This window comes from Tabrizicola flagellatus, from assembly GCF_008271465.1.
Classification (GTDB): domain Bacteria; phylum Pseudomonadota; class Alphaproteobacteria; order Rhodobacterales; family Rhodobacteraceae; genus Tabrizicola; species Tabrizicola flagellata.
In genome coordinates, this window is the sequence record NZ_VMDU01000002.1 from 202,703 (window position 1) to 223,308 (window position 20,606).

Here is a 20,606-nt window from a genome sequence, read left to right on the forward strand (position 1 = left end):
ACAGTGGAACCGGCGGGGCCATGGTCATTCCTTACGGGAGGCAAGCGCGTTGACGGCTGCCACGGTGATCGCGCTGCCACCGAGGCGTCCCTTGACGATAAGGCTGGGGGCCGGGGGTGCTTCCATCAGCGCGTCCTTCGACTCGGCGGCGCCGACGAAGCCCACCGGGCAGCCGATGATCGCGGCGGGGCGGGGGCAGGCGGGGTCTTCCAGCATGTTCAAGAGGTGGAACAGCGCCGTGGGCGCGTTGCCGATGGCGACGACGGACCCCGCCAGGTGCGGACGCCAGAGTTCCAGCGCGGCGGCGGAGCGGGTGTTGCCCATTTCCTTTGCCAGAGCCGGGACCTGAGGGTCGTGCAGCGTGCAGATCACCGCGTTGTCCCTGGGCAGGCGGGCGCGGGTGATACCCTCGCTGACCATCCGGGCGTCACAGAGGATGGGCGCGCCGTCTTCGAGTGCGGCGCGCGCGGCTATCGCCATGCCGGGGGTGAAGCGGATGTGCGGGGCAAGCTCCACCATCCCGGCGGCATGGATCATGCGGACGGCGACAATTTCCTCTTCGGGCGTGAACCGGGCGAGGTCGGCCTCGGCCCGGATCATGGCGAAGCTCTGCCGGTAGATCGCGGCGCCATCGGTTTCATAGAGGTGGGGCATGCGGGGCCTTCAGGTGGTCGAGGATTGCCTGCCGGGAGAGGCCCGTCAGGCTTGGCGTGTCATGGGCGGTTCCGTTCCGGATCAGGTCGTAGCCCTTGCCGGTGGCGGTGATTGTCAGGGGCGCGGGGCCGGGATGGGCGCAACCCTTGGCGCAGCCGGAGATGTGGAGGGTCTGGCCGGGCACCAGGTGCGGGGCAAGCTGGCGGGCAAGCCGGCGCGTATCGCCAAGCGCCTGCGGGCAGGCGGGGGCACCGGTGCATGCGGTGATCCGCAGGATCGGGTCTGCGGGTGCGGTGATGACGCCCGGGATGGCCGGCAGTGTCGGTGCGCCGACAACGAACAGCATGCGCCAGGGTGTCGGGCGGATCTCGTGGCCAAGGGCGGCGAGGGCGTGCAGCGTTTCGGCGCGCATCTGGCCGAAGGCGAGGGCGACGAGGGCGCCGTCCGGGTGGAGACCGGGGCCGGGCGTCGGGAGCGGCTCGGCGGGGGCAAGGGTGCAACCGGAGGGGACGATGCCCCGGGCGACGAGAGCGGCCATGCGCCCCCGGCCATTGGCGATGCCGCCGCTGGCGACGAACCAGTCGGCCATGGCGATGGCGTCTGTGGCAAGGTCGGTGACGGGCTGGCCGGAGGGGTGGCCGTCGGGGCGAAGGATCAGGCTGCCGTCCGCGCTGCGTTCGACGCGAATGTCGGCGGAGGCCCCGGTCAGAACCGGGCGGGGGCCGGTGTCCAGCGCGAAGCCGAATTTGGCCGGAAGTTTCGGCATCTGGGCGAGGGCGGCGGTGAGGGTGGCGGTGAGGCTGTCGGTCTCGGCCAAAATCTTTCGTCCGAAAGATTTTGGCGTCTCTCCTGCACCTTCGGTCTCGCGGAAGGGCGTGACGATGAGGTTGCGGAGGGTTTCGGTCTCGATGTCGGGGTCGATCAGGCCATGGGCGCGGAGGTCGTCGATGAGGCGCGGATGCGAGGCCTCGGTCACGCCGCGCAGTTGCAGGTTGGCGCGGGCGGAGAGGTCGATGATGCCATTGCCATGGGTTTCGGACGCTGTCGCTATGGCTGCGGCCTGCGCCGGGGTCAGGCGGCCCATCGGCGGACGGATGCGCACGACGAGGCCGTCGCCGGAGGGCATGGGGCGGAGGGCTCCGGGGCACCAGCCCTTGATCTCCCAGGCGGTCATGCGGCGGCCCCCAGGGTCTGCACGGGTGTTGAAAGGAGCGCGTTCCGCGCGCGCCTTTTGTCTCGCCTCTGCGCGCGAAGGGCGCGCAACCGGCTCGGGTGGCCTCCGGCAGGGATATTTGCAGACAGATGAAATGGCCGGGTCATGCGGCACCGTCCAGCCGGGCTGCAATGGAGTTGCGGCGGGTCTGCCAGAGGCCGGCGTCGCGGAGGCGGCGGAAGAGGTCTTCCATCGCGGCGAGGGCCTGCGGGTTTTCGCGTTGGAGGAAGTCGCGGACCTCGTCGCGGCCCAGGGTGGCCTCGTGGTAGAGGTCGAAGAGGTGCGGGGGGACGACCTGGGCCAGATGCGCGAAGGCCGCCATGTGGTCGAGAGTGGCGGCGATTTCGGCCCCGCCCCGGAAGCCGTGGTGCATCATGCCTTCGGCCCAAGCCGGGTTGGCGGCCCGGGCGCGGACGACGCGGGCGATTTCCTCGGTGAGGGTGCGCGCGTGGGGCGTGTCCGGGCGGGTCGCGTCGAGGTGGTAGAGGGTTGGTTTCGCGCCGCCCAGCCTGGCCACGGCGGCGGCGAAGCCGGCCTCGTGCGCGGCGTAGTCGGCGGCGATCAGGACATCGGTTTCGGGGAGGTCCTGGGCGTGGACGAAGCTGTCTGACGCAAGGACGCGCTGTTCGAGGGCCGCGCGGGCCTCGTGCGACTGGCCGTCCGGGCCGATGGCCCAGGAGGAGGCGTTGAGCCAGGCTTCGCCGGCGGCCTGGAGGGCCTCGTCGGTGAAGGTGTCGGCGGCGGTTCCCATGCCGAGGCCGTAGAGGCCGGGTCTCGGGCCGAAGACGCGGGATTGCCTTGTGGTGTAGGGGTTGTCCTCGGGCGCTTCGTCGCGTTGGCTGAGGGCTTCGGCGCCGGCCTCGAATAGCTGGGCGAGCGTCGGGAACACGTCGCGGAACAGGCCGGAGACGCGGAGAGTGACGTCGATGCGGGGGCGGCCGAGGAGGGCGAGGGGAAGGATCTCGAAGCCGGAGACGCGGGCGGAGCCGTCGTCCCATTTCGGCGCAAGGCCGGCGAGGTGCAGGGCCATGGCGAATTCCTCGCCCGCCGTGCGCATCGTGGCGCTTCCCCAGAGGTCGACGACCAGCCCGCGCGGGTAGTCGCCGTGGTCCTGCAGGTGGCGGCGGATCAGTTCCTCGGCCAGCTTGACGCCCTGGGCATGGGCATTGCGCGAGGGGACGGCGCGGGGATCGACGGAGAAGAGGTTGCGCCCAGTGGGCAGCACGTCGCTGCGGCCCCGGTGGGGAGAGCCGGCGGGCCCGGGCGCGACGCGCTGGCCGTTGAGGGCGGTGAGGAGGCCCTGGGTCTCGCCTTGGCCGTCGCCGAAGATGTGGAGACCTTGGCCGAACTGGCTTTCCTTCAGGTCGCAGACGAAGCGGTCGATCCGGGTGATCGCCTCGGCCGGGGTGGCGCTGGCGGACAGGCCGAGGTCGGCGGCGACGCCGGAGGCGGCGGCCTCGTCGCGGATCGTCTCGATCAGGCGGCGGCGGCGGGCGGGGTCGAGGCCGTCGGCTGTGGAGTATTCGTCGAGGAGGCGTTCGAGGCGTTGGAGTTCGGGCGGGACCTGGGCCGTGGTGAGCGGCGGCGGCAGGTGGCCGAGGGTGACGGCGCCAATACGGCGCTTGGCCTGGGCGGCCTCGCCGGGGTCGTTGACGATGAAGGGGTAGATGACCGGGGTGGGGCCGATCAGCGCCTCGGGCCAGCAGGTGTCGGAAAGGGCGACGGACTTGCCCGGCAGCCATTCCAGCGTGCCGTGCGCGCCCATGTGGATCAGCGCGTGGAGGCCTTGGCGTCGGAGCCAGAGGTAGAAGGCGACATAGGCATGGCGCGGGGTGCGGGAGAGGTCGTGATAGTCGCTGTCGCGGCTGGCGACCTCGCCGCGTTCGGGTTGCAGCGCGATCAGCGCATGGCCGCGCCGGGTGGCGGGGAAGCGGAACTGGCCGTCGCGGACCGAGGGGTCGGAGGCGGGGTCGCCCCAGGCCTCGTGAAGGTCGGTGCGAAGCGGCTCGGGGAGGGTTTCGAGGGCCGCGAGATAGTCGGCAACGGGCCAGGCGAGGGTTTCCGTCAGGGCCTCGGTCAGCGGTGCGCCATTGGCGATCCGGTAGCCCTCGGCGGCGAGGGTTTCCAGAAGGCGGTCGGTGGAGGCCAGCGCGTCGAGGCCGACGGCATGGGCCATCTGGTGCGGGCGGCCGGGGTAGGTGGAGAGGATGACGGCCAGCTGGCGGTCCGGCGCGGGAGTGGTGGCCAGGCGGTGCCAGCGGCTGACGCGGCCCACGACGGCAGCGATTCGGGCCGCGTCGGCGCGGTGAGCGAAGCGGGAGAATTGCAGGTCCGGGTGGCGTTTGCCGGGGGACTTGTGGCTGACGATGCCGGCGAAGAGACGGCCGTCGACTTCCGGCAGGACGACGTGCATGGCCAGGTCGGCGGGCGACAGGCCCCGGTCAGAGGCCGCCCAGTCGCGGCGGCGGGCGGTGGAGAGGGCGACCTGGAAGACCGGACAGGTGGCGGCATCGAAGGGGGTCGCGCCGTCGTCGGCCTTGGCGGAGAAGGCGGTGGCGTTCACGATGGCCATGGATGGGTTTGCGGCGAGATGGGCGGACAGCCAGTCCGCGACGCCCGGAGCCTTGAGGCTGGGGGCGAAGGCGCCATGGGCGGCGAAGCCTTCCGCGCGGAGGGCATGGATCAGGGCGTCCACAGGGCCGGTGTCGCCGGAGGTCAGGTAGCTGCGGTAGAAGGTGACGAGGACGGTGCCCTTTCCGGGCAGCCCCCCCTCCCCCGCCGTGGGGAGGGGAGGGGTGAGGGGGGCTTCCGGCACGGGAATGACCCCGCGCTCGGGATCGTAGAACCCCATCTGCGGTACGGTCTTGTCGCCCATCACCGGCGCGGCGTAGATGCCGGCGGCCAGCGCCAGCTGCGCCAGCGCGGCATGGGCGGCCACCGCGCCCCCCTCGTCACACAGCGCCTGCAACCGGCGGAGGGTGGAGACGGGGAGCGTGGACAGCTCGTCGAGGCGCGGGTCGGGGCGACCGTCGGCGGGGAGGATGGCCAGCGCCGTGCCGGTGCGGCGGGCGAGGTCCTGTAGCGTGGCGAGGCCGTAGGGCCAGTAGGCCTCGCCCCCGATCAGGCGGACGAGGATGGCCCTGGCGCCGGAGAGGGTGCGTTCCGCGTAGGTGTCGACCGAGATCGGGTGCTTCAGCGCGATGAGATTGGCGAGGCGGACGCTGGGTTGGAAACCCGCCCCGCGGGCGCGCTCATAGCCCGCCGTGAAGGCCCCGAGGTCGCTGTCGGAGAAGGAAAGCACCACCAGGTCGGCCGGGTCCTGGCCGAGGTCGAAGGGGGTCTCGGTTTCCTCAAGCCCGTGGCTTTCGCGGAAGACGACGTGCATGTCAGCCCCTCGTCATCCACGGGTCGAAAGTGGCCTGGACGGAGCCGTTGCCTTCCCTTGTCAGATTTGCCCAAAGCAAATCTGACCGCGCCCGACCCGCCCCCGGGGGGCGGGCGCGATATATCGCCCCCACCCCCGCGTGCCGGTCGCGGTCAGATTTGCACGCGATGTTGGGCAGAGCCATCGTGTCAGGCCCCCAGGACCTTGCGGATCGCGGGTTCATCGATGTCGTCGTGTTCGGCGATCACGACCAGCTGCGACCGGCGCGGTTCGGTGCCCCAGGGGCGGTCGTATTGCATGCGGACGCGGGCGCCGACAGCCTGGACCAGCATCCGCATCGGCTTGCCCGCGACCGCGACATGGCCCTTGACGCGGAGGATCTTCAACTCCTCGGCCAGCCGGACGATGGCGGCGGACAGGGCCTCGGGGTCGGTGACCTCGGGCAGGTCGATGACGACGCTGTCGAAATCGTCATGCTCGTGGTCGTCGGCCCCGTCGTGGTGCGAGGGGCGGGCGGCGAGGTCGTCCTCGGCGGCGGCGTTCAGCCCCAGGATAACGCGCGGGTCGATCACGCCGTCGGTCATCGGCAGCATGGGGACGGGGCGGGTCATCTCGGCGCTGATGACCTCTTTAGCGGCCGCGAGCCCCGCGTCCCCGGCAAGGTCGGCCTTCGACAGAAGGATCAGGTCGGCACACAAGATCTGGTCCTCGAAGACCTCCGACAGCGGCGTCTCGTGGTCGAGCGATGCATCGGCCGAGCGCTGGGCCTCCACGGCCTGCACATCCGGGGCGAAGCGGCCGGCAGCGACAGCCTCGGCATCGGCCAGCGCGATGACGCCGTCCACCGTGATCCGGCTGCGGATCGCGGGCCAGTCGAAGGCTTTCAGAAGGGGCTTCGGCAGGGCAAGACCCGAGGTCTCGATCAGGATGTGGTCGGGGCGCTGCGGCATGGCCATCAGCTGTTCGATCGTCGGGATGAAATCGTCGGCGACAGTGCAGCAGATGCAACCGTTGGCAAGCTCCACGATGTTCTCGACGGGGCAGTTCTCGTCCGCGCAGGATTTCAGGATCTCGCCGTCCACGCCCACGGTGCCGAACTCGTTGACCAGGATCGCGAGGCGCTTGCCTTGCGGGTTCCGCATCAGGTGGCGGATCAGCGTGGTCTTTCCCGCGCCCAGGAAGCCGGTGATCACTGTCACGGGGATTTTGGTCAGGTCGGTCATTCGGCGGCCTCTGGCAGGGGGTGAGGGGGGATGCGGGCGATGCTCTGCTTGCGGAAGACGGTCGGGCGGTCGCGCCAGGGGACGATGCCGTCCGTGGTGGCGGCGTATTTCCCGGCGCCTTCCAGGATTGCCGGCACGTCGTCAAGCGTCAGCCGGCCATAGACATAGGACCATGCGCCGGGCCTGGTCAGCGAGACGGCGCAGCCGGTGTTGCAGGCGGACAGGCACTCGACGCCCACGATGCGGACGCCTTCGGGTGCGGGACCGGCGGTCAGGGCGGCATGAAGCAGCGCACCGGGGGGCTGTGCGCCCTCGGGGACCGGCTGGCCGGCCTTGCAGGTGATGCAGACGAAAAGGGTCGTGCCCATCATTGCCTATCCAAAGGCGAAAGGGGTGGGCCAGCGAGGGGCCGCCCGATACCTGGGGCCGCCGATCACCGGTCGCGGAACACCCCGTCCGCCGGTTGCCTTCCGCGCTGGCAGGTCTCCCGGCTTGCGGATACGGGGCATCTGCCCCACGGCCCCCGCCTTCCCGGCTGCCGCCAGTGGCCATGGGACCTCTCCGGTCACGGTCGCGGGGGCGGCTGCTTCCAGGTCACTTCCGGCCTGTCGCATTCCCTCTTCGCCTGTCATAAACAGGAACCAGCGCCAGCCCACCTGAGGCAAGCACCCCCACCTTGTCAAGGATAGGACCGACCATGACCGACCCTGTTGCGACCACCACCCCCGATGACCTGGCCCGCCACGCGCAGAAGATGGCCAAGAAGAAGGCCGCGCGGGACAGGATCATGGCGGGGAAGGAGGGGGAGAAGGGTCTGGTCATCGTCCATACCGGGGCAGGGAAGGGCAAGTCCTCTAGCGGATTCGGGATGATCCTGCGCTGCATCGCGCATGGGATGCCCTGCGCGGTCGTGCAGTTCATCAAGGGCGCCTGGGATACCGGCGAGCGGCGGCTGCTGACCACCCATTTCGCCGACCTCTGCCAGTTTCACGCGATGGGCGAAGGCTTCACCTGGGAGACGCAGGACAAGGCCCGCGACATCGCCGCCGCAAGGGCGGGGTGGGAGAAGGCGAAGGAACTGATCCGGAACCCGGAAATCAGGATGGTGTTGTTGGACGAGATCAATATCGCGCTGCGCTACGACTACCTCGACATCGGCGAGGTGCTGGCGTTCCTGAGATCGGAAAAACCCCCCTTGACCCATGTCGTCCTGACCGGGCGGAATGCGAAGGACGAGCTGATCGAGGCGGCGGATCTGGTCACCGAGATGACCCTGATCAAGCATCCGTTCCGGGCCGGCATCAAGGGCCAGCCGGGTGTGGAGTTCTGACCCTGTCCACGGTGGACAAAAGCAGATACGCCAAAAAGATCAAAAGGTTGGTCGCGGACGTTAGGGATTTGGCAAGGATATGGCAGGAGGCGGAAAGATGCGGAAACCCTGGCTTGGACTGGCGGTTCTGATGGCGGGGCTTCTCGCCTCGGGCTGCGCGCCGCTGGTGGTGGGGGGCGCGGCGGCCGTGGTCGCCGACGAGGTCGTGGAACAGGACAAGGGCGGCGACGGGTTGTTCTGAGCGGCCCGGTCCTCCCGCAAGGCTGGCCATCGGCGGCATCCCGCCGAAGGCCGGCCGACCTTCCGAAGGAAAAAGATCAGATCCCCGGCCTGTGGCCCGGACGGGTCGTTGTTGCGCGAAGTGATGCAGGTGGACACTTGAGATGTAACCGTCGTTACTATAGCTTTGTCCGCATGACCGAGCTTGCCTGGCTTCTCCTGACCTACAAGGTGCCTGCCGAACCCTCGGCAAGGCGCATTGCCATCTGGCGCAAGCTGAAGGGCATGGGCGCGGTCTATCTGCAGAACGGGGTCTGCGTCCTGCCGCGCACCGACGACCATCTGCGCCGGCTGAAGATGATCGAGAACGACATCGCCGAGGCCGGCGGCGAGGCGGTGCTGTTGCAGACCATTGCGCTGGATGCCGCGCAGGAGGCGCGGGTCGTCGGCCGGTTCAAGGCCGACCGCGACGAGGCCTATGCCGAGTTCATCGACAAGTGCGACGATTTCGAACGCGAGGTGGCCAAGGAGATCACCGCCGGCCACTACAGCTATGCCGAACTGGAAGAGAACGACGCCGACCTGAAGAAGCTGCAGGGCTGGCTGGACCGGATCGGCAAGCTGGACTTCTACGGCGCCGACCGCGCCGAGGAGGCGCGGAGGCGGCTCAAGGGCTGCGAGGCGGTGCTAGACGACTATGCCCGCCGCGTCTTCGACGCCAAGGGCGAAAGCGACTGAGCGAGGAGCATCCGCATGACCCGGACCAGACCCCTGACTGCCTTCTTCCCGCATTTCCCGCCCGAGCATCTGCCGGCCGGTCCGTCGCAGCTGATGATCCGGGCCGACCGGCAACGCCAGCGCGCCGCCCTGGCGCGGCTGGACGACCGGATGCTGAGGGACATCGGCCTGACCCGCGCCGAGGCTGACGCCGAAGCCCGGCGGCACGACTGACCCCCAGGACACGCCTCGACGGAGACCCGCGATGACAGGAACCACAGGGACCAAGGCCGCCTCGCTCTGGCGGGGACTGCCCGCCGGGATCTGGGCGCTGGGCTTCGTGTCGATGCTGATGGATGTCTCGTCCGAGATGATCCACGCGCTTCTGCCAGTCTATCTGACGGTCGGGCTGGGCGCCTCGGCCCTGGCGGTTGGGGTGATCGAGGGCATCGCCGAGGCCACGGCGGCAATCACCAAGGTCTTTTCCGGCGCGCTGTCCGACCGGATCGGCCGGCGGAAGGAACTGGCGGCGCTGGGCTACGGGATGGCGGCGCTGACCAAGCCCGTCTTTCCCCTGGCGCCCTCGCTGGGCTGGGTGGTGGCGGCGCGGTTCATCGACCGGGTGGGCAAGGGCATCCGCGGCGCGCCACGCGACGCGCTGGTGGCCGACCTTGCGCCCGAGGGGCGGCGCGGCGCGGCATTCGGGCTGCGGCAGTCGCTGGACACCTTCGGCGCCTTCCTCGGGCCGCTCATGGCCATCGCGCTGATGTGGGCCTTTGCGAACGACTTCCGGTCGGTGTTCTGGGTTGCCGTCATCCCGGCCTTCCTCGCGCTGGGGCTGATCCTGTTCGCCGTGAAGGAGCCCGCCCGGCCCGAGGGGCTGCGCAAGGTTCGCAATCCGCTGGCTCGGGCCGAACTGCGGCTTCTGGGCGGCACCTACTGGGCAGTGGTGGCGGTGGCCACGGTCTTCACCCTGGCGCGGTTTTCCGAGGCCTTCCTGATCCTGCGCGCCGAGGAGGTTGGGCTGTCGCTGATGCTGGTGCCGCTGGTGCTGGTGGGGATGAACGCGGTCTATGCGGTTTCGGCCTGGCCGGCGGGGGTGCTGTCGGACCGGATGAGTCGGCCTGTCCTTCTCATGGCGGGGCTGGCGCTCTTGATCGCGGCCGATCTGGTGCTGGCGCTGGCGCCCGGCTTCGCGGGCCTTGCCCTGGGGATCGCGCTCTGGGGGCTGCACATGGGGCTGACGCAGGGCCTGCTGTCGGCGCTGGTGGCCGAGGCGGTGCCGGCGGAACTGCGCGGCACGGCCTTCGGCATGTTCAACCTGGTGACGGGCGCGGCGCTGCTTCTGGCCAGCGTGATCGCGGGGGCGTTGTGGCAGGGGCTGGGGTCGGAGGCGACCTTCCTTGCGGGTGCGGGCTTCGCGCTGGTCGCGGCGCTGGGCCTGCTGCCCTTGCGCGGGCGACTGGCCTGAGAGGGTCAGACCTGGCGGGGGCCGTAGAGGATGACCGCCGCGCCGATGATGCAGATGGCCGATCCGATCGTGTCCCAGCGGTCGGGCCGGGTGCCTTCCACCGCCCAGAGCCAGGCGAGCGAGGCGACGATGTAGATCCCGCCATAGATCGCATAGGCGCGGCCGGCATGTTCCACATCGACGAAGGTCAGGAGCCAGGCGAAGAGGCCAAGGCAGACCGCGGCGGGGATCAGCCAGAGCGCGGGTTTGTCCAGCCGCCACCAGCCCCAGACGGCAAAGCATCCGGCGATCTCGAAAAAGGCGGCGGCGGCGAAGATCAGGGCGTTCTGCATGGGCTGACTTGGCCAGAAGTCGGGCGCAAAGGCAATTCCGTTTCAGCCATGGCGCCAGACTTTCACGGCGGAAATCACGAGGATTGCCGCAAGCATGGGCAGAAGAAGGCTTCCGGGCACCACCCCCAGAAGCTGCCCGCCGAGGAAGGCGCCGAGGATCGACCCCGCCGCCATGACCAGGACGAAGCGGCCGTTGCGGGCCAGCGTCGCAAAGCTTTCGTCGCGGGAATAGCGGGCGAAGCCCATCAGCATGGTCGGCAGGCTGACGGCCAGCGAGAGCGAGCCGGCGAGTTTCACATCCGCCCCGAAGAGGAGGATCAGGGTGGGGATCAGCAGCTCTCCGCCCGCCACCCCCATCAGCGAGGCGACGACCCCGATCCCGAAGCCCGCCGCGACGCCCGCGACGATCTGCGCCGGGCCGGTCAGGGCGGGGCCCGCGCCTTCGGCGTCGTGGCCGATCAGAAGCGCGGCGGCGATCAGGACGAGAAGCGCGGCGATGACCTTGTAGAGCGTGGTCGAGGACAGCCGCGTGGCCCAGCCCGCCCCGGCCCAGGCCCCGGCAAGGCTGCCGGCCAGAAGGTTCAGGATCATCGGCCAGTGCGCGGCGATTTCGGCGAAGGGGACAGTGCCGGCGCGGAAGGGCAGGGCGGCGGCGACGACGACAAGGCTGGTGGCCTTGTTCAGGATCACGGCCTCGAGCGGCGGAAAGCGGAACAGGCCGAGGAGCAGCGGCAGGCGGAACTCGGCCCCGCCGAGGCCGATCAGCCCCCCGAGGCTGCCAACCCCGGCGCCGGCGGCGAAGGCGGCGGGCAGGCTCCGGCGCGGGTCAGTCATGGGTCGCGCCCGCGATATGATCGCGCGCGACCGACATCGACTTCAGCACGGCATGGGCCGCGTCGCCGGGGCGCAGGTCGAGTTGCCCAGCCGCGCGGCGGGTGATGCGGGCGAGGATCTCGTCATCCCCCACGGCAAGGTGGACCATGACGCCGGGACCCTCCCCCGCGCGGATCGCGGAGACGGTGCAGGGCAGGATGTTCTGCGCCGAGAGGCCCTCGGGCCGGCAGCGGGACAGGATCACCTCATGCGCCATGATCCGCACCCTGACCCTGGTGCCGGGCGGGCTGTCGATGCCGGGCAGGTAAAGCGGCCCGGCGGCGGTGGTCAGGCGGGTCAGGCCGTCCTCTTCCGCGCCCTCGACGGTTGCGGGCAGCAGGGCCGCGACCTCGCGGATGCCCATGGCCCGCAGGGCGTCCGGGTCGGCCATCACGGCTGCGGTGGTGCCTTCCCTCACGACGCGGCCCTTTTCGATCACCAGCATCCGGTCGGCCAGCAGCTGCGCCTCGTTCATGTCGTGGGTGACCAGCACCACCGGCATCTTCAGATGCCCGCGCAGGGCAAGGATCTCGGCATGCAGCCGTTCCCGCGTCGCCCGGTCCACGGCCGAGAAGGGTTCGTCCAGGAGAAGCGCCGAAGGTTTCCGCGCCAGCGCGCGGGCCAGGGCCACGCGCTGCTGCTGGCCGCCCGACAGTTGCGCGGGCTTGCGGTCGGACAGGCCGTGGAGGTTCACGAGGTCCAGAAGCCGCGCGGCCTCGGCCGGGTCGGGGCGGTCCATGGCGGCCAGGACGTTCTGCGCCGCCGTCATGTGCGGGAAAAGCGCGTAGTTCTGGAACACCACGCCGACATGGCGGCGATGGGTGGGCAGGGCGATGCCGGATCCGGTGTCGAGCCAGGTTTCCCCGTCCACCGCGACCCTTGCCGTGGTCGGCCGCCACAGCCCGGCGATGCTGCGCAGGATGGTGGTCTTGCCCGACCCGGAATGGCCTACCAGCGCCAGAAGCTCGCCCGGCGCCACCGCGAAGGCCACGTCCAGCGGGATCGGCGCCTCGGCCCGAAGGGCGACTTCCAGCGTCATGCCAGCCTCCGCCCGATGCGCGCCGAAAGCGCGTAGGTGATGGCGATGGCCGAGAAGGAGATGGCGACCAGCGCCGCCGACATCATGCCGGCGCCCCGCATGTCGAAGCCCTGCACCCGGTCGTAGATGGCGATGGCGATGGTCTTGGTCTCGCCGGGAATGGACCCGCCGACCATCAACACGATGCCGAATTCGCCCAGCGTATGGGCGAAGGTCAGGACCATGGCGGTCATCAGCCCCGGCCAGGCGAGCGGCAGTTCCACCTTCCACAAGCTGCGCAGGGGCGACATGCCGCAAGTCGCGGCGGCCTCGCGCAACTCGACTGCAATCGCCTCGAAGCCGCGCTGGGCGGGCTGGATCGCAAAGGGCAGGTTGAAGATGACCGAGGCGACCACCAGGCCCTCGAAGGTAAAGACCAACTGGTGTCCGAAGGTTTCCTGCCAGAAGGCGCCCACCGGAGAGTTCCGCCCGAAGGCCACCAGCAGGTAGAAGCCGAAGACTGTGGGCGGCAGGACAAGCGGCAGCATCACCAGCGCCTCGACCGCGCCCTTGCCCCGGAACCGGCCATAGGCGAGCCAGCGGCCGGCGAGGACCGAGACCGGCAACAGGATCGCCACCGTCCAGGCGGAAAGCTCCAGCGAGAGTGTGAGCGCGGTCCAGTCCATGGGTCAGTTTCCTGTAGGTGCCGCGCAGCCCGTCAGGCCCAGCGCCGCGCAGGCGCCGGGGTCGATGGTCCGGTCCGGGCCGGTGGCGATGCCGAAGTCCGAGATCCAGGACCAGACCGACCAGGCGATGCCGACCTCTTCGGCGGCGCGGCGCTTGTCGGCCAGAAGCTGCCAGCGGTCCTCGGCCCGCACCCGCGCCTTGCTGTCTTGCCCGCCGATGGTGCCGAACTCGCCCATCAGCAGGCGCGAGGTCGGGATGCCATGCGCCTTTGCCCAGGCTGCGGCACGCTGGATTTCCTGCACGCCGAAGTCCTCGGGCAGGCTGCGGTATTCCTCGAGCGCGGCGACATAATCCTGCCGCGTGAAGTCGCGCGCGAACCATTGCCAGGCCTCGGCCGCGCGGGCGACCGCAGCGTCGGCGAGCGGCTCCAGCGCCTCGGGTTTCAGCCTCGACGGCGGATAGGGCAGGTCGCTGAGGAAGGCCACGCGGTCCTCGGACCAGTCGGCGCCCTGATGGGTGAAGGTGTAGGGCTGATAGCTGTGAAAGCTCCAGATCACGTTGTCGTCGGCGATGGCGGCGGGGTCCAGCGCCTCAAGCCCCTCGACCCCGCCCCAGCAGGCGCCCGACAGGACCAGCGTCAGATCGGGTGCTGCGGCACGGGCGACGGCGTGCATCTCGGCCAGCATGGCCGGCCAGGCGGCGGGGCCCTTGCCCTCCCAGATCGCGGTGCAGTCGTTGGTGGGTTCGTTGATCGGCTCGAACAGGGTGCGGGCGGGGTCGAGCCCGGCATCGGTCAGGGCGCGGCCCACCGCATCGACGAGGTCGAGATAGAAGGCCCAGGTGCCTGGGTTGCCGACGATCCGGTCGATCCCGCCGGACTCGCTGCGCGGGATGGTGTGCAGATCGACGATCACCGTCAGCCCGGCGGCATGCAGCTGCCGGACGCGGGCGACGATCTCGGCGATCATGGCGTCGCGCGTGGGGCCGGGGTCTAGCAGCAGCATCGGCTCGGGATCCACGGGCATGCGCACGAAATCGAAGCCTTCGGCCCGAAGCTGTGCCAGCCGCGCATCCGACACATGCTGCGGCCAGTCGGGATAGGGCGAGCGCAGCGCCGGATCGGCGAGATATTCGCCCACCCGGTGCCATTCCACCCAGATGTCGGTGGCGATCCCCTTCGACAGCTTCGGCGGCTCGGCCAGCGCTGGGAAAGCCAGGCCGAGGAGGGCAAGGGCAGGAGCGAGACGGGCGGAGAGGTGGGTCAGCATGGATCGTGTCTCTTGCGGTTGCGACCGCGGGGAAGAGTAGGCCGCCGCCAGGTCGGAACAAGCCATCCGGTCCGGTGCCGGCGGTCAGGTGCCATCCGGCAGGATGAAGCCGTATTTCACCATGACCTCGCGTGCCTTGTGCGACTGGACATAGGCGTAGAATTCTTCCGCCACGGGGCCGGCGTTCTTGAGCAGCACCATGCGCTGCAACAGGGGTTCGTGCCAGTCGTGCGAGATAAGCGCGAATTCGCCCTGTGCTGCCACCTCGGGCGCGCGGGCGAGCGACAGGGCGATGATCCCGCCCTCGGCATTGCCCGACAGCGCGAACTGCGCGGTCTGGGCGACGTTCTCGCCCAGCACGAGATAGGGCTGGATCTTCTCCCACAGCCCGCGGTGCTGAAGCGCCTCCATGGCGCGCAGGCCGTAGGGCGCATGTTCGGGGTTGGCGATGGCGAACCTGGTCAGCTTGCCGGCGTCGATCAGCGCGGCGAGGTTGTCCATCGCTTCGTCCGGCTTCAGGGCCGAGCCGTGCGGGGCCATCAGCACGATCCGGCCTTCGGCGTAAAGCGTGCCCTCGTCGCGGGTCAGGCCCTCGGCGTGGAGTTCGGCGATGAACTTCTCATCGGCGGCCATGAACATCTGGAACGGCGCGCCTTCGCGGATCTGGGTGGCGAAGTTGCCTGTCGAGCCGAAGGACAGCTTCACCTCCTTCCCGGTCTCGGCAGTGAAGGCGGCGGCGATCTCGGTCACGGCGAACTGCAGGTCGGCGGCGGCGGCGATCACCGGGGGGTCCTCGGCAGCAGCCGGCAGCGTCAGGGCGAGCGGCGCAAGAAGGCCGAGGGCCAGGGCAAGACGGCGGGGGATCATGGGGGCTCCTTCGATATGTTTCTTCAAACATATCGCGTGAAGCCGGTGCGTGCGTCAATCCTTTGGTCGCATCTTTTCTTCGGGGCTGCGCAGCCAGCCTTGCAGGCGGGTCAGGTGCGGAGCGGCATGGGCCGCCGCTGCTTGTTCGACCGCGCGGAATTCGGCCAGCACTTCGCGGCCCCGGTCGGTCAGCACTGCGCCGCCCTTGCCCGTGCCCCCGCGCGAGGATTCGACCAGCGGGCTGTCGAACATGGCGTTAAGCGTCTCGATCAGCATCCAGGCGCGCTTGTAGCTCATCCCCAGGTCGCGGGCGGCGGCGGCGATCGAGCCGGTGGCGGCGATGCGGTCCAGAAGCGCGGCCTTGCCGGGGCCGATCATGTCGTCGCCGCCAAAGCGGATGCGGAGGAAGAGCGATGGATGGGGTAGCTTGTCGGCCATGCCTCATTGAACGCGGCGGGGCGCATGGCGCAAGGGCCAAGCGCGGCCGCGCGGCGGGCAGACTTCAGCCGCGCGGCGGGAAGATCCGGTAATAGGCCCAGTCGGGCAGGAAGTTGCCGCCCCGGAACAGCCAGGAAAAGAGGGTGGGGAAGCTGATCTTGAATCCTCCTTGCGCCATGTGGCGGAACATGATCCGGGCGGCCTCCTCCGGGTCCATGATGAAGGGCATGGTGAAATCGTTCTTTGCCGTCAGCCGGGTGCGGATGAAGCCGGGGTTGGCCAGCTGCACGGTGACCCCGGTCCTGCGCAGGTCGGCGTAGAGCGATTCGGCCAGCACCATGGTCCCGGCCTTGGACGCGGCATAGCCTATGGCGCCCGGCAGGCCGCGGAAGCCCGAGAGCGAGCCGGTGATGACCACATGCCCCCGGTTCCGCGCCACCATCCCCGGCAGGGCGGCGCCGATGGCGCGCACGCAGCCGGTGAAGTTGACGTTCGCCATGGCTTCGGCCTTTTCGGCATCCCAGTCCTGGGCGCGCATCGGCCAGTAGACGCCGGCGAGAAAGACCATGCCGTCCAGTTCGGGCAGTTGCGACGCCGTCGCGGCGACGCTGGCGCTGTCGCCCACGTCCATCGGCAGGATGGTCGCCGGTCCGGGAAGGGCTGCGGCGGCGGCCTTCAGGCCGTCCTCGCTGCGGGCGGAGAGGATCAGGTCGGCGCCGGCCTCCGACATCAGGCGGGCGAGCGCCAGGCCGAGACCTTCGGACGCGCCGACCAGCCAGTAGCGCTTGCCCCTGAACTCCCTCATTCGGCGGCGGCCAACTGGCGTGCCTCTGACGTGGCGGGGCGGATGGTGGCGACCAGTTCGGCCACCTTGATCCCGAACTTGCGGAACTGCGAGCGGTTCATGATCGAGCCGTTGTCGAGCAGATACATCCAGTCGGTCACGTCCAGCACATGTCCGCCCGCCTCGGGCGTGAGCCGGATGCGATAGCGCAACAGGACGCCCGAGCCCTCGACACGGCCCGTGCCGGTGCCCTCGACATCGGGTGCCGTCGCGGTGATCCGGCCGTCAGCCGCCAGCACAAGCGTCCAGGCGCGATGTTGCACGGTGCCGCTGTCGTAGCGGAAGACTTCGGCCAGGGTGCCGGCAGAGCCGTTCCAGGTGCCGGTCATCTCGGCCACGAAGCGCGAGGTGACGCGGCCGGTGGGGCCGAAGATCACGCCCTCGCAGACCAGCGGGCCGTTCAGGTGGCGGCGCAGGTCGAAGGCGGGGCCGGTGCCGGCATAGTCTGCGGGGGTCTGGGCGGAAAACGAGGCGAAGCGGGTTCGCAGCATGATCAGGGCGACGACGACAAGCGCTCCGATCAGGGCGGAGAGGATCGGGGTCATCGGGGGGCGTCCTTCGGGGTCATGTCGAGGCGAGTCCGGGCAAGCAGCGCGATGGCGGTCAGCTTCAATACGCAAGGCAGCCCGGCGTAGATCAGTGTGAGTGCCCTCAGTGCCGATTCAGTGTTCGTGGCGCCTGGTCGGAAGCCCGCAGTCTGAAGCGCGGGCAGGATGGTGAGCGCGGCAAGGGCCAGCGACAGCTTTGACACGAAGCTCCACAGCCCGAAGGCCGCCGCCTCGGGCGTGCCGGTCTGTGCCAGGCGCTGGGCGAAGATCGCCGGGAGGAGGGTGAGGTCCGCGCCGAGCGCGGCCCCCGAGGCGGCGCAGATCAGGGCAAAGGGGACGAGGTCCCCGGTGCCGAGGCTGAGGGTCCAGAGGAAGCTGGCGATGGCCAGCAGCATCGCCGACAGAAGCACGGGCTTCGGGCCGTGGCGGCGGGCCAGCAGGCTCCAGAGAGGCGTGGAGGCTGCGGCGGCGAGGAAGAAGAGGAGGAGCAGCGGTCCCTCCCAGCCGGGCAGGGCGAGGCGGCTTTCGACGAAGAACAGGAAGAGGGTGGAGGTGACGGCAACCGGCGAGGCGTTCAGGAGCGCGATCAGCAGCAGGCGGCGCGACAGGGGATCGGCTAGCGCCGGGCGGAACAGCTCGAAGGGGTTCGCAGCGGGTTCGGCCCCGGCCCCCTGCCATTCTTGGCGCATGGCAAGCGTCGCCGCCAGGGCGAAGGCCGCGAAGATCAGGGCAAAGGCGGTGAAGGGCGTGGCGGTGAGCGGGGCCAGCGCCACCGGGGCGGTGGCGGCAAGGCAGACGCCGAGGAGCGATCCGCCCTCGCGCCAGCCGGCCAGGCGGATGTGGCCCTGGGCGCCGAGGGTCTGCGCCTTGGTGACGCCCTCGGCGTAGAAGCAGATCGTGAGGAAGGAGAAGGCGGAGAAGAGGGCTGTCAGGCTGAGCGCGAACCAGGCCAGAGGGGCGATGGGAGGTGCGACGGCGAAGAGGGCAAGCATCGCGGCGGCCATGAGGGCGGTGGCGGCGGCGATGGTCAGGCGGCGCCGCGGCCGGGTCCGTTCCGCAAGCCATCCGAGCAGCGGATCCTGCACAACGTCAACGAGGCGCAGACCGGCGAGGGTCAGGCCCATCGCGGCCAGCGTCGTGCCGTAGCTGTCGATGTAGAACTTCGGTGCGTGGATGTAGATCGGCAGGCCGGCCATGGCGATCAGGGCGGCAAAGAGCGACCAGGCGGGAAGGCGCGCGGTCATCGGCGGTTGCGACATTGAGCGCCTGTCGGCGCAAGCCTCTTGTCCCGCCTCTGCGCGCGCGGCGCGCGCAACCGGCTCGGGCGCTTGCCTCCGGCGGGGATATTTGCGGACAGATGAAGGAGGGCGGGCCGGAGGGGCCGGATCATCGGGAGATGTCTTCGGCCGGGGGCGTCGGGCGGTGATTGAACTTCACCTTCTTGAGCCACAGCTTCAGCGCCTGCCAGTGGATCAGCGCCAGGACCCGGCGCGAGCCGAAGGGCCGGCGCAGGGCAGAGGCGAGGATGCCCAGGTTGGTCAGCGGCTGGCGCGGACCGATCAGGTTGGTGAAGAGGCCGCCGCCCGGTGTGGTGTAATCGATCCAGATGCCGATCCGGTCGGGCCTGATGTCGAAGCGGAACGTGTAGGTGCCGGCGACCGGCTGGAAGGGCGAGACGTGGAAGATCTTCTGCGCCGTGATCGTGTCCTCGCGGGTGATGGGGGCCCGGTCCTCGCGGTGGCAGAGATAGGAATGGCGATCGCCGTAGGTGTTGGTCACTTCGGCGATCACGGCGCGGAGGTGTCCCACATGGTCGTAGGACAGCCAGAAGCTGACCGGGTTGAACACATGGCCGAGCAGGCGCGGCTGGGCGAGGAGGAGGATGCGGTCGTGGGCGAGGTGGTGCCGGGCAAGGACCTCGCGCGCCCAGTCCGCGCCGCGCCCCTGGCCGGGAGCGCCGCCATGGTCGGCGTCGTGGACCGACATCAGGTTGCCCCGGTTGCGGGAGAAGAGCGCCGGACCCTGCACCTTCGCCGGGTCGAGCAGCAGGTAATCCACCGAATAGCGGAAGGCGTTCTTCACCGCGCCCTTGCGGCCGTGGAAGGTTTCCGCGGGGATGCGCTGCACCTGGCTCATGCGACCAACCGGAAGGCGTGCCGTTCCGCCATCGCCTGCACCACATCCACCGCCGAGGCGAAGCCGTCCTCGTGGAAGCCGTTGCGCATCCATGCGCCGCAGAACCAGGTGTTGCGCGCGCCGTTCATGGTGCGCAGGCGCGCCTGGGCGGCGAAGGCGGCGACGTCGAAGACGGGGTGGTGGAAGGTGGTCACGTCGTGGATCAGCGCGTCGCGGATCGGGCGGGTGGTGTTCAGGGTGACGAAGAGCGGATCGTCCTGCGGGATCGGTTGCAGCGAGTTCATCCAGTAGGTCAGGTCGATGCGGTCGCCGGGGCCGGTCTTCGGTTCGACATAGCACCAGGAGGACCATACCTTGCGCGATTTCGGCATCAGCGAAGGGTCGGAATGCAGCACCGCCTCGTTCGGCTGATAGCGGATCGCGGCGAGAGCGGCGGTTTCCTCGGGCGTGCCGTCGGCCAGAAGCTTCAGCGCGATGTCGGAATGGGTGGCGAAGACCACGTCGTCGAAAAGCTCCGGTTCCGCGCCCTGGGCGCGGACGAAGACCGAGCCGGCCTCGCGCCGGACCGAGGCCACCGGCGCGCCGGTGCGGATATCCACGCCCTGGGCGGCCATTGCGCCCTGCAGGCGGCGCACATATTCGATCGAGCCGCCCTTTACGGTATACCACTGGTGCTGGCCGTCATAGTCCATCAGCGCGTGATTGCGGAAGAAGCGCACCAGCGCCTGCGCCGGGAAGTCGAGGATGCCCCGCGTCGGCGTGGACCAGATCGCGCCCGAGAAGGGGGTGATGTAGTGGTCGCGGAACCAGGCGCCGGTGCCGAGGCGGCCCAGTAGTTCGCCGATGGTCATGGCCGGGTCGTTGGCCACCGCCTCGGCGTTGCGGTTGAAGTGGAGGATGTCGGACAGCATCCGCAGGAAGCGCGGGTTGAAGGCGTTACGGCGCTGGGCAAAGATGGTGTCGATCGAGGCCAGCCCGTATTCCAGCGCGCCGCCCCGGATCGAGGCGCCGAAGGACATGTTGCTTTCGGTGACGGGGACGGCGAGTTTCTCGAACAGGCCCACAAGGTAGGGATAGTTCACCCGGTTGAAGACGATGAAGCCGGTATCGACCGGCTGATCCTTGCGCTTGCCGGCGATCACGGTCCGGGCATGGCCACCGAGGCGCGGCTCGGACTCGAACAGCACGACCGAGTTGCGTTCGGCCAGCAGGTGGGCGGCGGCCATTCCGGAGATGCCGCCACCGATCACGGCGATGCGGCGGGGGGCGGGGCCGAACTGTTCGAAAGGCATTCCTTGGACTTCCCTCGTTGATTTGAAGCAGTTACGCAGCGGGCGCCCGATCGGATCACCCTTCGCTGCGCCTACGCGGCCGCATCGAAGA

The 20,606-nt window shown here is 69.6% G+C and carries 22 protein-coding genes and 1 riboswitch; of the genes, 5 read left to right on the top strand and 17 right to left on the bottom strand.

The genetic code is table 11. The features are described from left to right. Positions 1-24: 24 nt before the first annotated feature. The 5 genes from FL625_RS04105 to FL625_RS04125 all read right to left on the bottom strand — a co-directional run bounded on the left by FL625_RS04105 (position 25) and on the right by FL625_RS04125 (position 6,843). The gene (locus FL625_RS04105) at positions 25-654 is read right to left on the bottom strand and encodes a precorrin-8X methylmutase (RefSeq protein ID WP_149587356.1); all 630 of its coding nucleotides are present in this window, start codon (positions 652-654) and stop codon (positions 25-27) included. Then, positions 638-1,828: a precorrin-3B synthase gene (gene cobG / locus FL625_RS04110; protein WP_149587357.1), complete on the bottom strand. Its 1,191-nt coding sequence runs from the start codon at positions 1,826-1,828 to the stop codon at positions 638-640. The genes FL625_RS04105 and cobG overlap by 17 nt, the downstream gene beginning before the upstream one ends. 142 nt (positions 1,829-1,970) lie before the next feature. Continuing rightward, a complete protein-coding gene (cobN, locus tag FL625_RS04115) occupies positions 1,971-5,252 on the bottom strand; it encodes a cobaltochelatase subunit CobN (RefSeq protein WP_149587358.1) in 3,282 nt (1,093 codons plus the stop codon). A 188-nt stretch (positions 5,253-5,440) separates the two neighbouring features. Beyond that, complete coding sequence (gene cobW / locus FL625_RS04120) at positions 5,441-6,475, bottom strand: cobalamin biosynthesis protein CobW (RefSeq protein ID WP_149587359.1); 1,035 nt, start codon at positions 6,473-6,475, stop codon at positions 5,441-5,443. Beyond that, positions 6,472-6,843 (bottom strand): DUF1636 family protein, encoded by a 372-nt coding sequence (locus FL625_RS04125; RefSeq protein ID WP_149587360.1) that lies wholly within the window; start codon positions 6,841-6,843, stop codon positions 6,472-6,474. Before FL625_RS04125 ends, cobW begins: the two co-directional genes overlap by 4 nt. A 92-nt stretch (positions 6,844-6,935) precedes the next feature. After that, positions 6,936-7,136: riboswitch (cobalamin riboswitch) on the bottom strand. Positions 7,137-7,172: 36 nt separating this feature from the next. Between FL625_RS04125 and cobO the strand changes: the two genes are divergently transcribed. The 5 genes from cobO to FL625_RS04145 all read left to right on the top strand — a co-directional run bounded on the left by cobO (position 7,173) and on the right by FL625_RS04145 (position 10,212). After that, a complete protein-coding gene (gene cobO / locus FL625_RS04130) occupies positions 7,173-7,805 on the top strand; it encodes a cob(I)yrinic acid a,c-diamide adenosyltransferase (protein WP_149587361.1) in 633 nt (210 codons plus the stop codon). Between the two features lie 97 nt (positions 7,806-7,902). Further along, on the top strand, positions 7,903-8,046 hold the full coding sequence (locus tag FL625_RS18040; RefSeq protein ID WP_160147725.1) for a hypothetical protein: 144 nt from the start codon (positions 7,903-7,905) through the stop codon (positions 8,044-8,046). A gap of 173 nt (positions 8,047-8,219) precedes the next feature. Continuing rightward, a complete protein-coding gene (locus tag FL625_RS04135; protein WP_149587362.1) occupies positions 8,220-8,762 on the top strand; it encodes a Chromate resistance protein ChrB in 543 nt (180 codons plus the stop codon). Between the two features lie 15 nt (positions 8,763-8,777). Beyond that, positions 8,778-8,975: a DUF1127 domain-containing protein gene (locus tag FL625_RS18215; RefSeq protein ID WP_200833876.1), complete on the top strand. Its 198-nt coding sequence runs from the start codon at positions 8,778-8,780 to the stop codon at positions 8,973-8,975. A gap of 31 nt (positions 8,976-9,006) precedes the next feature. Further along, positions 9,007-10,212 (top strand): MFS transporter, encoded by a 1,206-nt coding sequence (locus FL625_RS04145; RefSeq protein ID WP_149587363.1) that lies wholly within the window; start codon positions 9,007-9,009, stop codon positions 10,210-10,212. 5 nt (positions 10,213-10,217) lie between these two features. On the opposite strand, the gene FL625_RS04150 is transcribed toward FL625_RS04145, so the two are convergent. The 12 genes from FL625_RS04150 to FL625_RS04205 form a co-directional block, all read right to left on the bottom strand. After that, positions 10,218-10,544: a YnfA family protein gene (locus FL625_RS04150; RefSeq protein ID WP_149587364.1), complete on the bottom strand. Its 327-nt coding sequence runs from the start codon at positions 10,542-10,544 to the stop codon at positions 10,218-10,220. 42 nt (positions 10,545-10,586) lie between these two features. After that, complete coding sequence (locus FL625_RS04155; RefSeq protein WP_149587365.1) at positions 10,587-11,378, bottom strand: sulfite exporter TauE/SafE family protein; 792 nt, start codon at positions 11,376-11,378, stop codon at positions 10,587-10,589. Further along, positions 11,371-12,456 (bottom strand): molybdenum ABC transporter ATP-binding protein, encoded by a 1,086-nt coding sequence (modC, locus tag FL625_RS04160; RefSeq protein ID WP_149587366.1) that lies wholly within the window; start codon positions 12,454-12,456, stop codon positions 11,371-11,373. The genes FL625_RS04155 and modC overlap by 8 nt, the downstream gene beginning before the upstream one ends. Next, a complete protein-coding gene (modB, locus tag FL625_RS04165; RefSeq protein WP_149587367.1) occupies positions 12,453-13,121 on the bottom strand; it encodes a molybdate ABC transporter permease subunit in 669 nt (222 codons plus the stop codon). The genes modC and modB overlap by 4 nt, the downstream gene beginning before the upstream one ends. Before the next feature lie 3 nt (positions 13,122-13,124). After that, positions 13,125-14,390 (bottom strand): glycoside hydrolase family 5 protein, encoded by a 1,266-nt coding sequence (locus FL625_RS04170; protein WP_160147726.1) that lies wholly within the window; start codon positions 14,388-14,390, stop codon positions 13,125-13,127. Positions 14,391-14,474: 84 nt separating this feature from the next. Then, positions 14,475-15,257 (bottom strand): molybdate ABC transporter substrate-binding protein, encoded by a 783-nt coding sequence (gene modA, locus FL625_RS04175; protein WP_149587369.1) that lies wholly within the window; start codon positions 15,255-15,257, stop codon positions 14,475-14,477. Between the two features lie 54 nt (positions 15,258-15,311). Continuing rightward, positions 15,312-15,695, bottom strand: coding sequence for a winged helix-turn-helix domain-containing protein (locus FL625_RS04180; protein WP_149587370.1), 384 nt, complete (start codon positions 15,693-15,695; stop codon positions 15,312-15,314). Positions 15,696-15,759: 64 nt separating this feature from the next. Continuing rightward, entirely contained in the window at positions 15,760-16,500 is a 741-nt protein-coding gene (locus FL625_RS04185; RefSeq protein ID WP_149587371.1) for an SDR family NAD(P)-dependent oxidoreductase, read from the bottom strand. Next, the gene (locus FL625_RS04190) at positions 16,497-17,084 is read right to left on the bottom strand and encodes a DUF3833 domain-containing protein (protein ID WP_149587372.1); all 588 of its coding nucleotides are present in this window, start codon (positions 17,082-17,084) and stop codon (positions 16,497-16,499) included. The genes FL625_RS04185 and FL625_RS04190 overlap by 4 nt, the downstream gene beginning before the upstream one ends. Next, positions 17,081-18,514 (bottom strand): MFS transporter, encoded by a 1,434-nt coding sequence (locus FL625_RS04195; RefSeq protein WP_354001245.1) that lies wholly within the window; start codon positions 18,512-18,514, stop codon positions 17,081-17,083. The genes FL625_RS04190 and FL625_RS04195 overlap by 4 nt, the downstream gene beginning before the upstream one ends. Continuing rightward, positions 18,474-19,223, bottom strand: a complete 750-nt coding sequence (locus FL625_RS04200) for a DUF1365 domain-containing protein (protein WP_149587374.1) — start codon at positions 19,221-19,223, stop codon at positions 18,474-18,476. Before FL625_RS04200 ends, FL625_RS04195 begins: the two co-directional genes overlap by 41 nt. Beyond that, positions 19,220-20,515: an NAD(P)/FAD-dependent oxidoreductase gene (locus FL625_RS04205; protein WP_149587375.1), complete on the bottom strand. Its 1,296-nt coding sequence runs from the start codon at positions 20,513-20,515 to the stop codon at positions 19,220-19,222. The genes FL625_RS04200 and FL625_RS04205 overlap by 4 nt, the downstream gene beginning before the upstream one ends. Positions 20,516-20,606 lie beyond the last annotated feature (91 nt).

Bases quoted from the DNA above. Each gene is read 5' to 3' on its own strand.
- FL625_RS04105 (WP_149587356.1), bottom strand. From the start codon at position 654: ATGCCCCACCTCTATGAAACCGATGGCGCCGCGATCTACCGGCAGAGC.
- cobG (WP_149587357.1), bottom strand. From the start codon at position 1,828: ATGACCGCCTGGGAGATCAAGGGCTGGTGCCCCGGAGCCCTCCGCCCC.
- cobN (WP_149587358.1), bottom strand. From the start codon at position 5,252: ATGCACGTCGTCTTCCGCGAAAGCCACGGGCTTGAGGAAACCGAGACC.
- cobW (WP_149587359.1), bottom strand. From the start codon at position 6,475: ATGACCGACCTGACCAAAATCCCCGTGACAGTGATCACCGGCTTCCTG.
- FL625_RS04125 (WP_149587360.1), bottom strand. From the start codon at position 6,843: ATGGGCACGACCCTTTTCGTCTGCATCACCTGCAAGGCCGGCCAGCCG.
- cobO (WP_149587361.1), top strand. From the start codon at position 7,173: ATGACCGACCCTGTTGCGACCACCACCCCCGATGACCTGGCCCGCCAC.
- FL625_RS18040 (WP_160147725.1), top strand. From the start codon at position 7,903: ATGCGGAAACCCTGGCTTGGACTGGCGGTTCTGATGGCGGGGCTTCTC.
- FL625_RS04135 (WP_149587362.1), top strand. From the start codon at position 8,220: ATGACCGAGCTTGCCTGGCTTCTCCTGACCTACAAGGTGCCTGCCGAA.
- FL625_RS18215 (WP_200833876.1), top strand. From the start codon at position 8,778: ATGACCCGGACCAGACCCCTGACTGCCTTCTTCCCGCATTTCCCGCCC.
- FL625_RS04145 (WP_149587363.1), top strand. From the start codon at position 9,007: ATGACAGGAACCACAGGGACCAAGGCCGCCTCGCTCTGGCGGGGACTG.
- FL625_RS04150 (WP_149587364.1), bottom strand. From the start codon at position 10,544: ATGCAGAACGCCCTGATCTTCGCCGCCGCCGCCTTTTTCGAGATCGCC.
- FL625_RS04155 (WP_149587365.1), bottom strand. From the start codon at position 11,378: ATGACTGACCCGCGCCGGAGCCTGCCCGCCGCCTTCGCCGCCGGCGCC.
- modC (WP_149587366.1), bottom strand. From the start codon at position 12,456: ATGACGCTGGAAGTCGCCCTTCGGGCCGAGGCGCCGATCCCGCTGGAC.
- modB (WP_149587367.1), bottom strand. From the start codon at position 13,121: ATGGACTGGACCGCGCTCACACTCTCGCTGGAGCTTTCCGCCTGGACG.
- FL625_RS04170 (WP_160147726.1), bottom strand. From the start codon at position 14,390: ATGCTGACCCACCTCTCCGCCCGTCTCGCTCCTGCCCTTGCCCTCCTC.
- modA (WP_149587369.1), bottom strand. From the start codon at position 15,257: ATGATCCCCCGCCGTCTTGCCCTGGCCCTCGGCCTTCTTGCGCCGCTC.
- FL625_RS04180 (WP_149587370.1), bottom strand. From the start codon at position 15,695: ATGGCCGACAAGCTACCCCATCCATCGCTCTTCCTCCGCATCCGCTTT.
- FL625_RS04185 (WP_149587371.1), bottom strand. From the start codon at position 16,500: ATGAGGGAGTTCAGGGGCAAGCGCTACTGGCTGGTCGGCGCGTCCGAA.
- FL625_RS04190 (WP_149587372.1), bottom strand. From the start codon at position 17,084: ATGACCCCGATCCTCTCCGCCCTGATCGGAGCGCTTGTCGTCGTCGCC.
- FL625_RS04200 (WP_149587374.1), bottom strand. From the start codon at position 19,223: ATGAGCCAGGTGCAGCGCATCCCCGCGGAAACCTTCCACGGCCGCAAG.
- FL625_RS04205 (WP_149587375.1), bottom strand. From the start codon at position 20,515: ATGCCTTTCGAACAGTTCGGCCCCGCCCCCCGCCGCATCGCCGTGATC.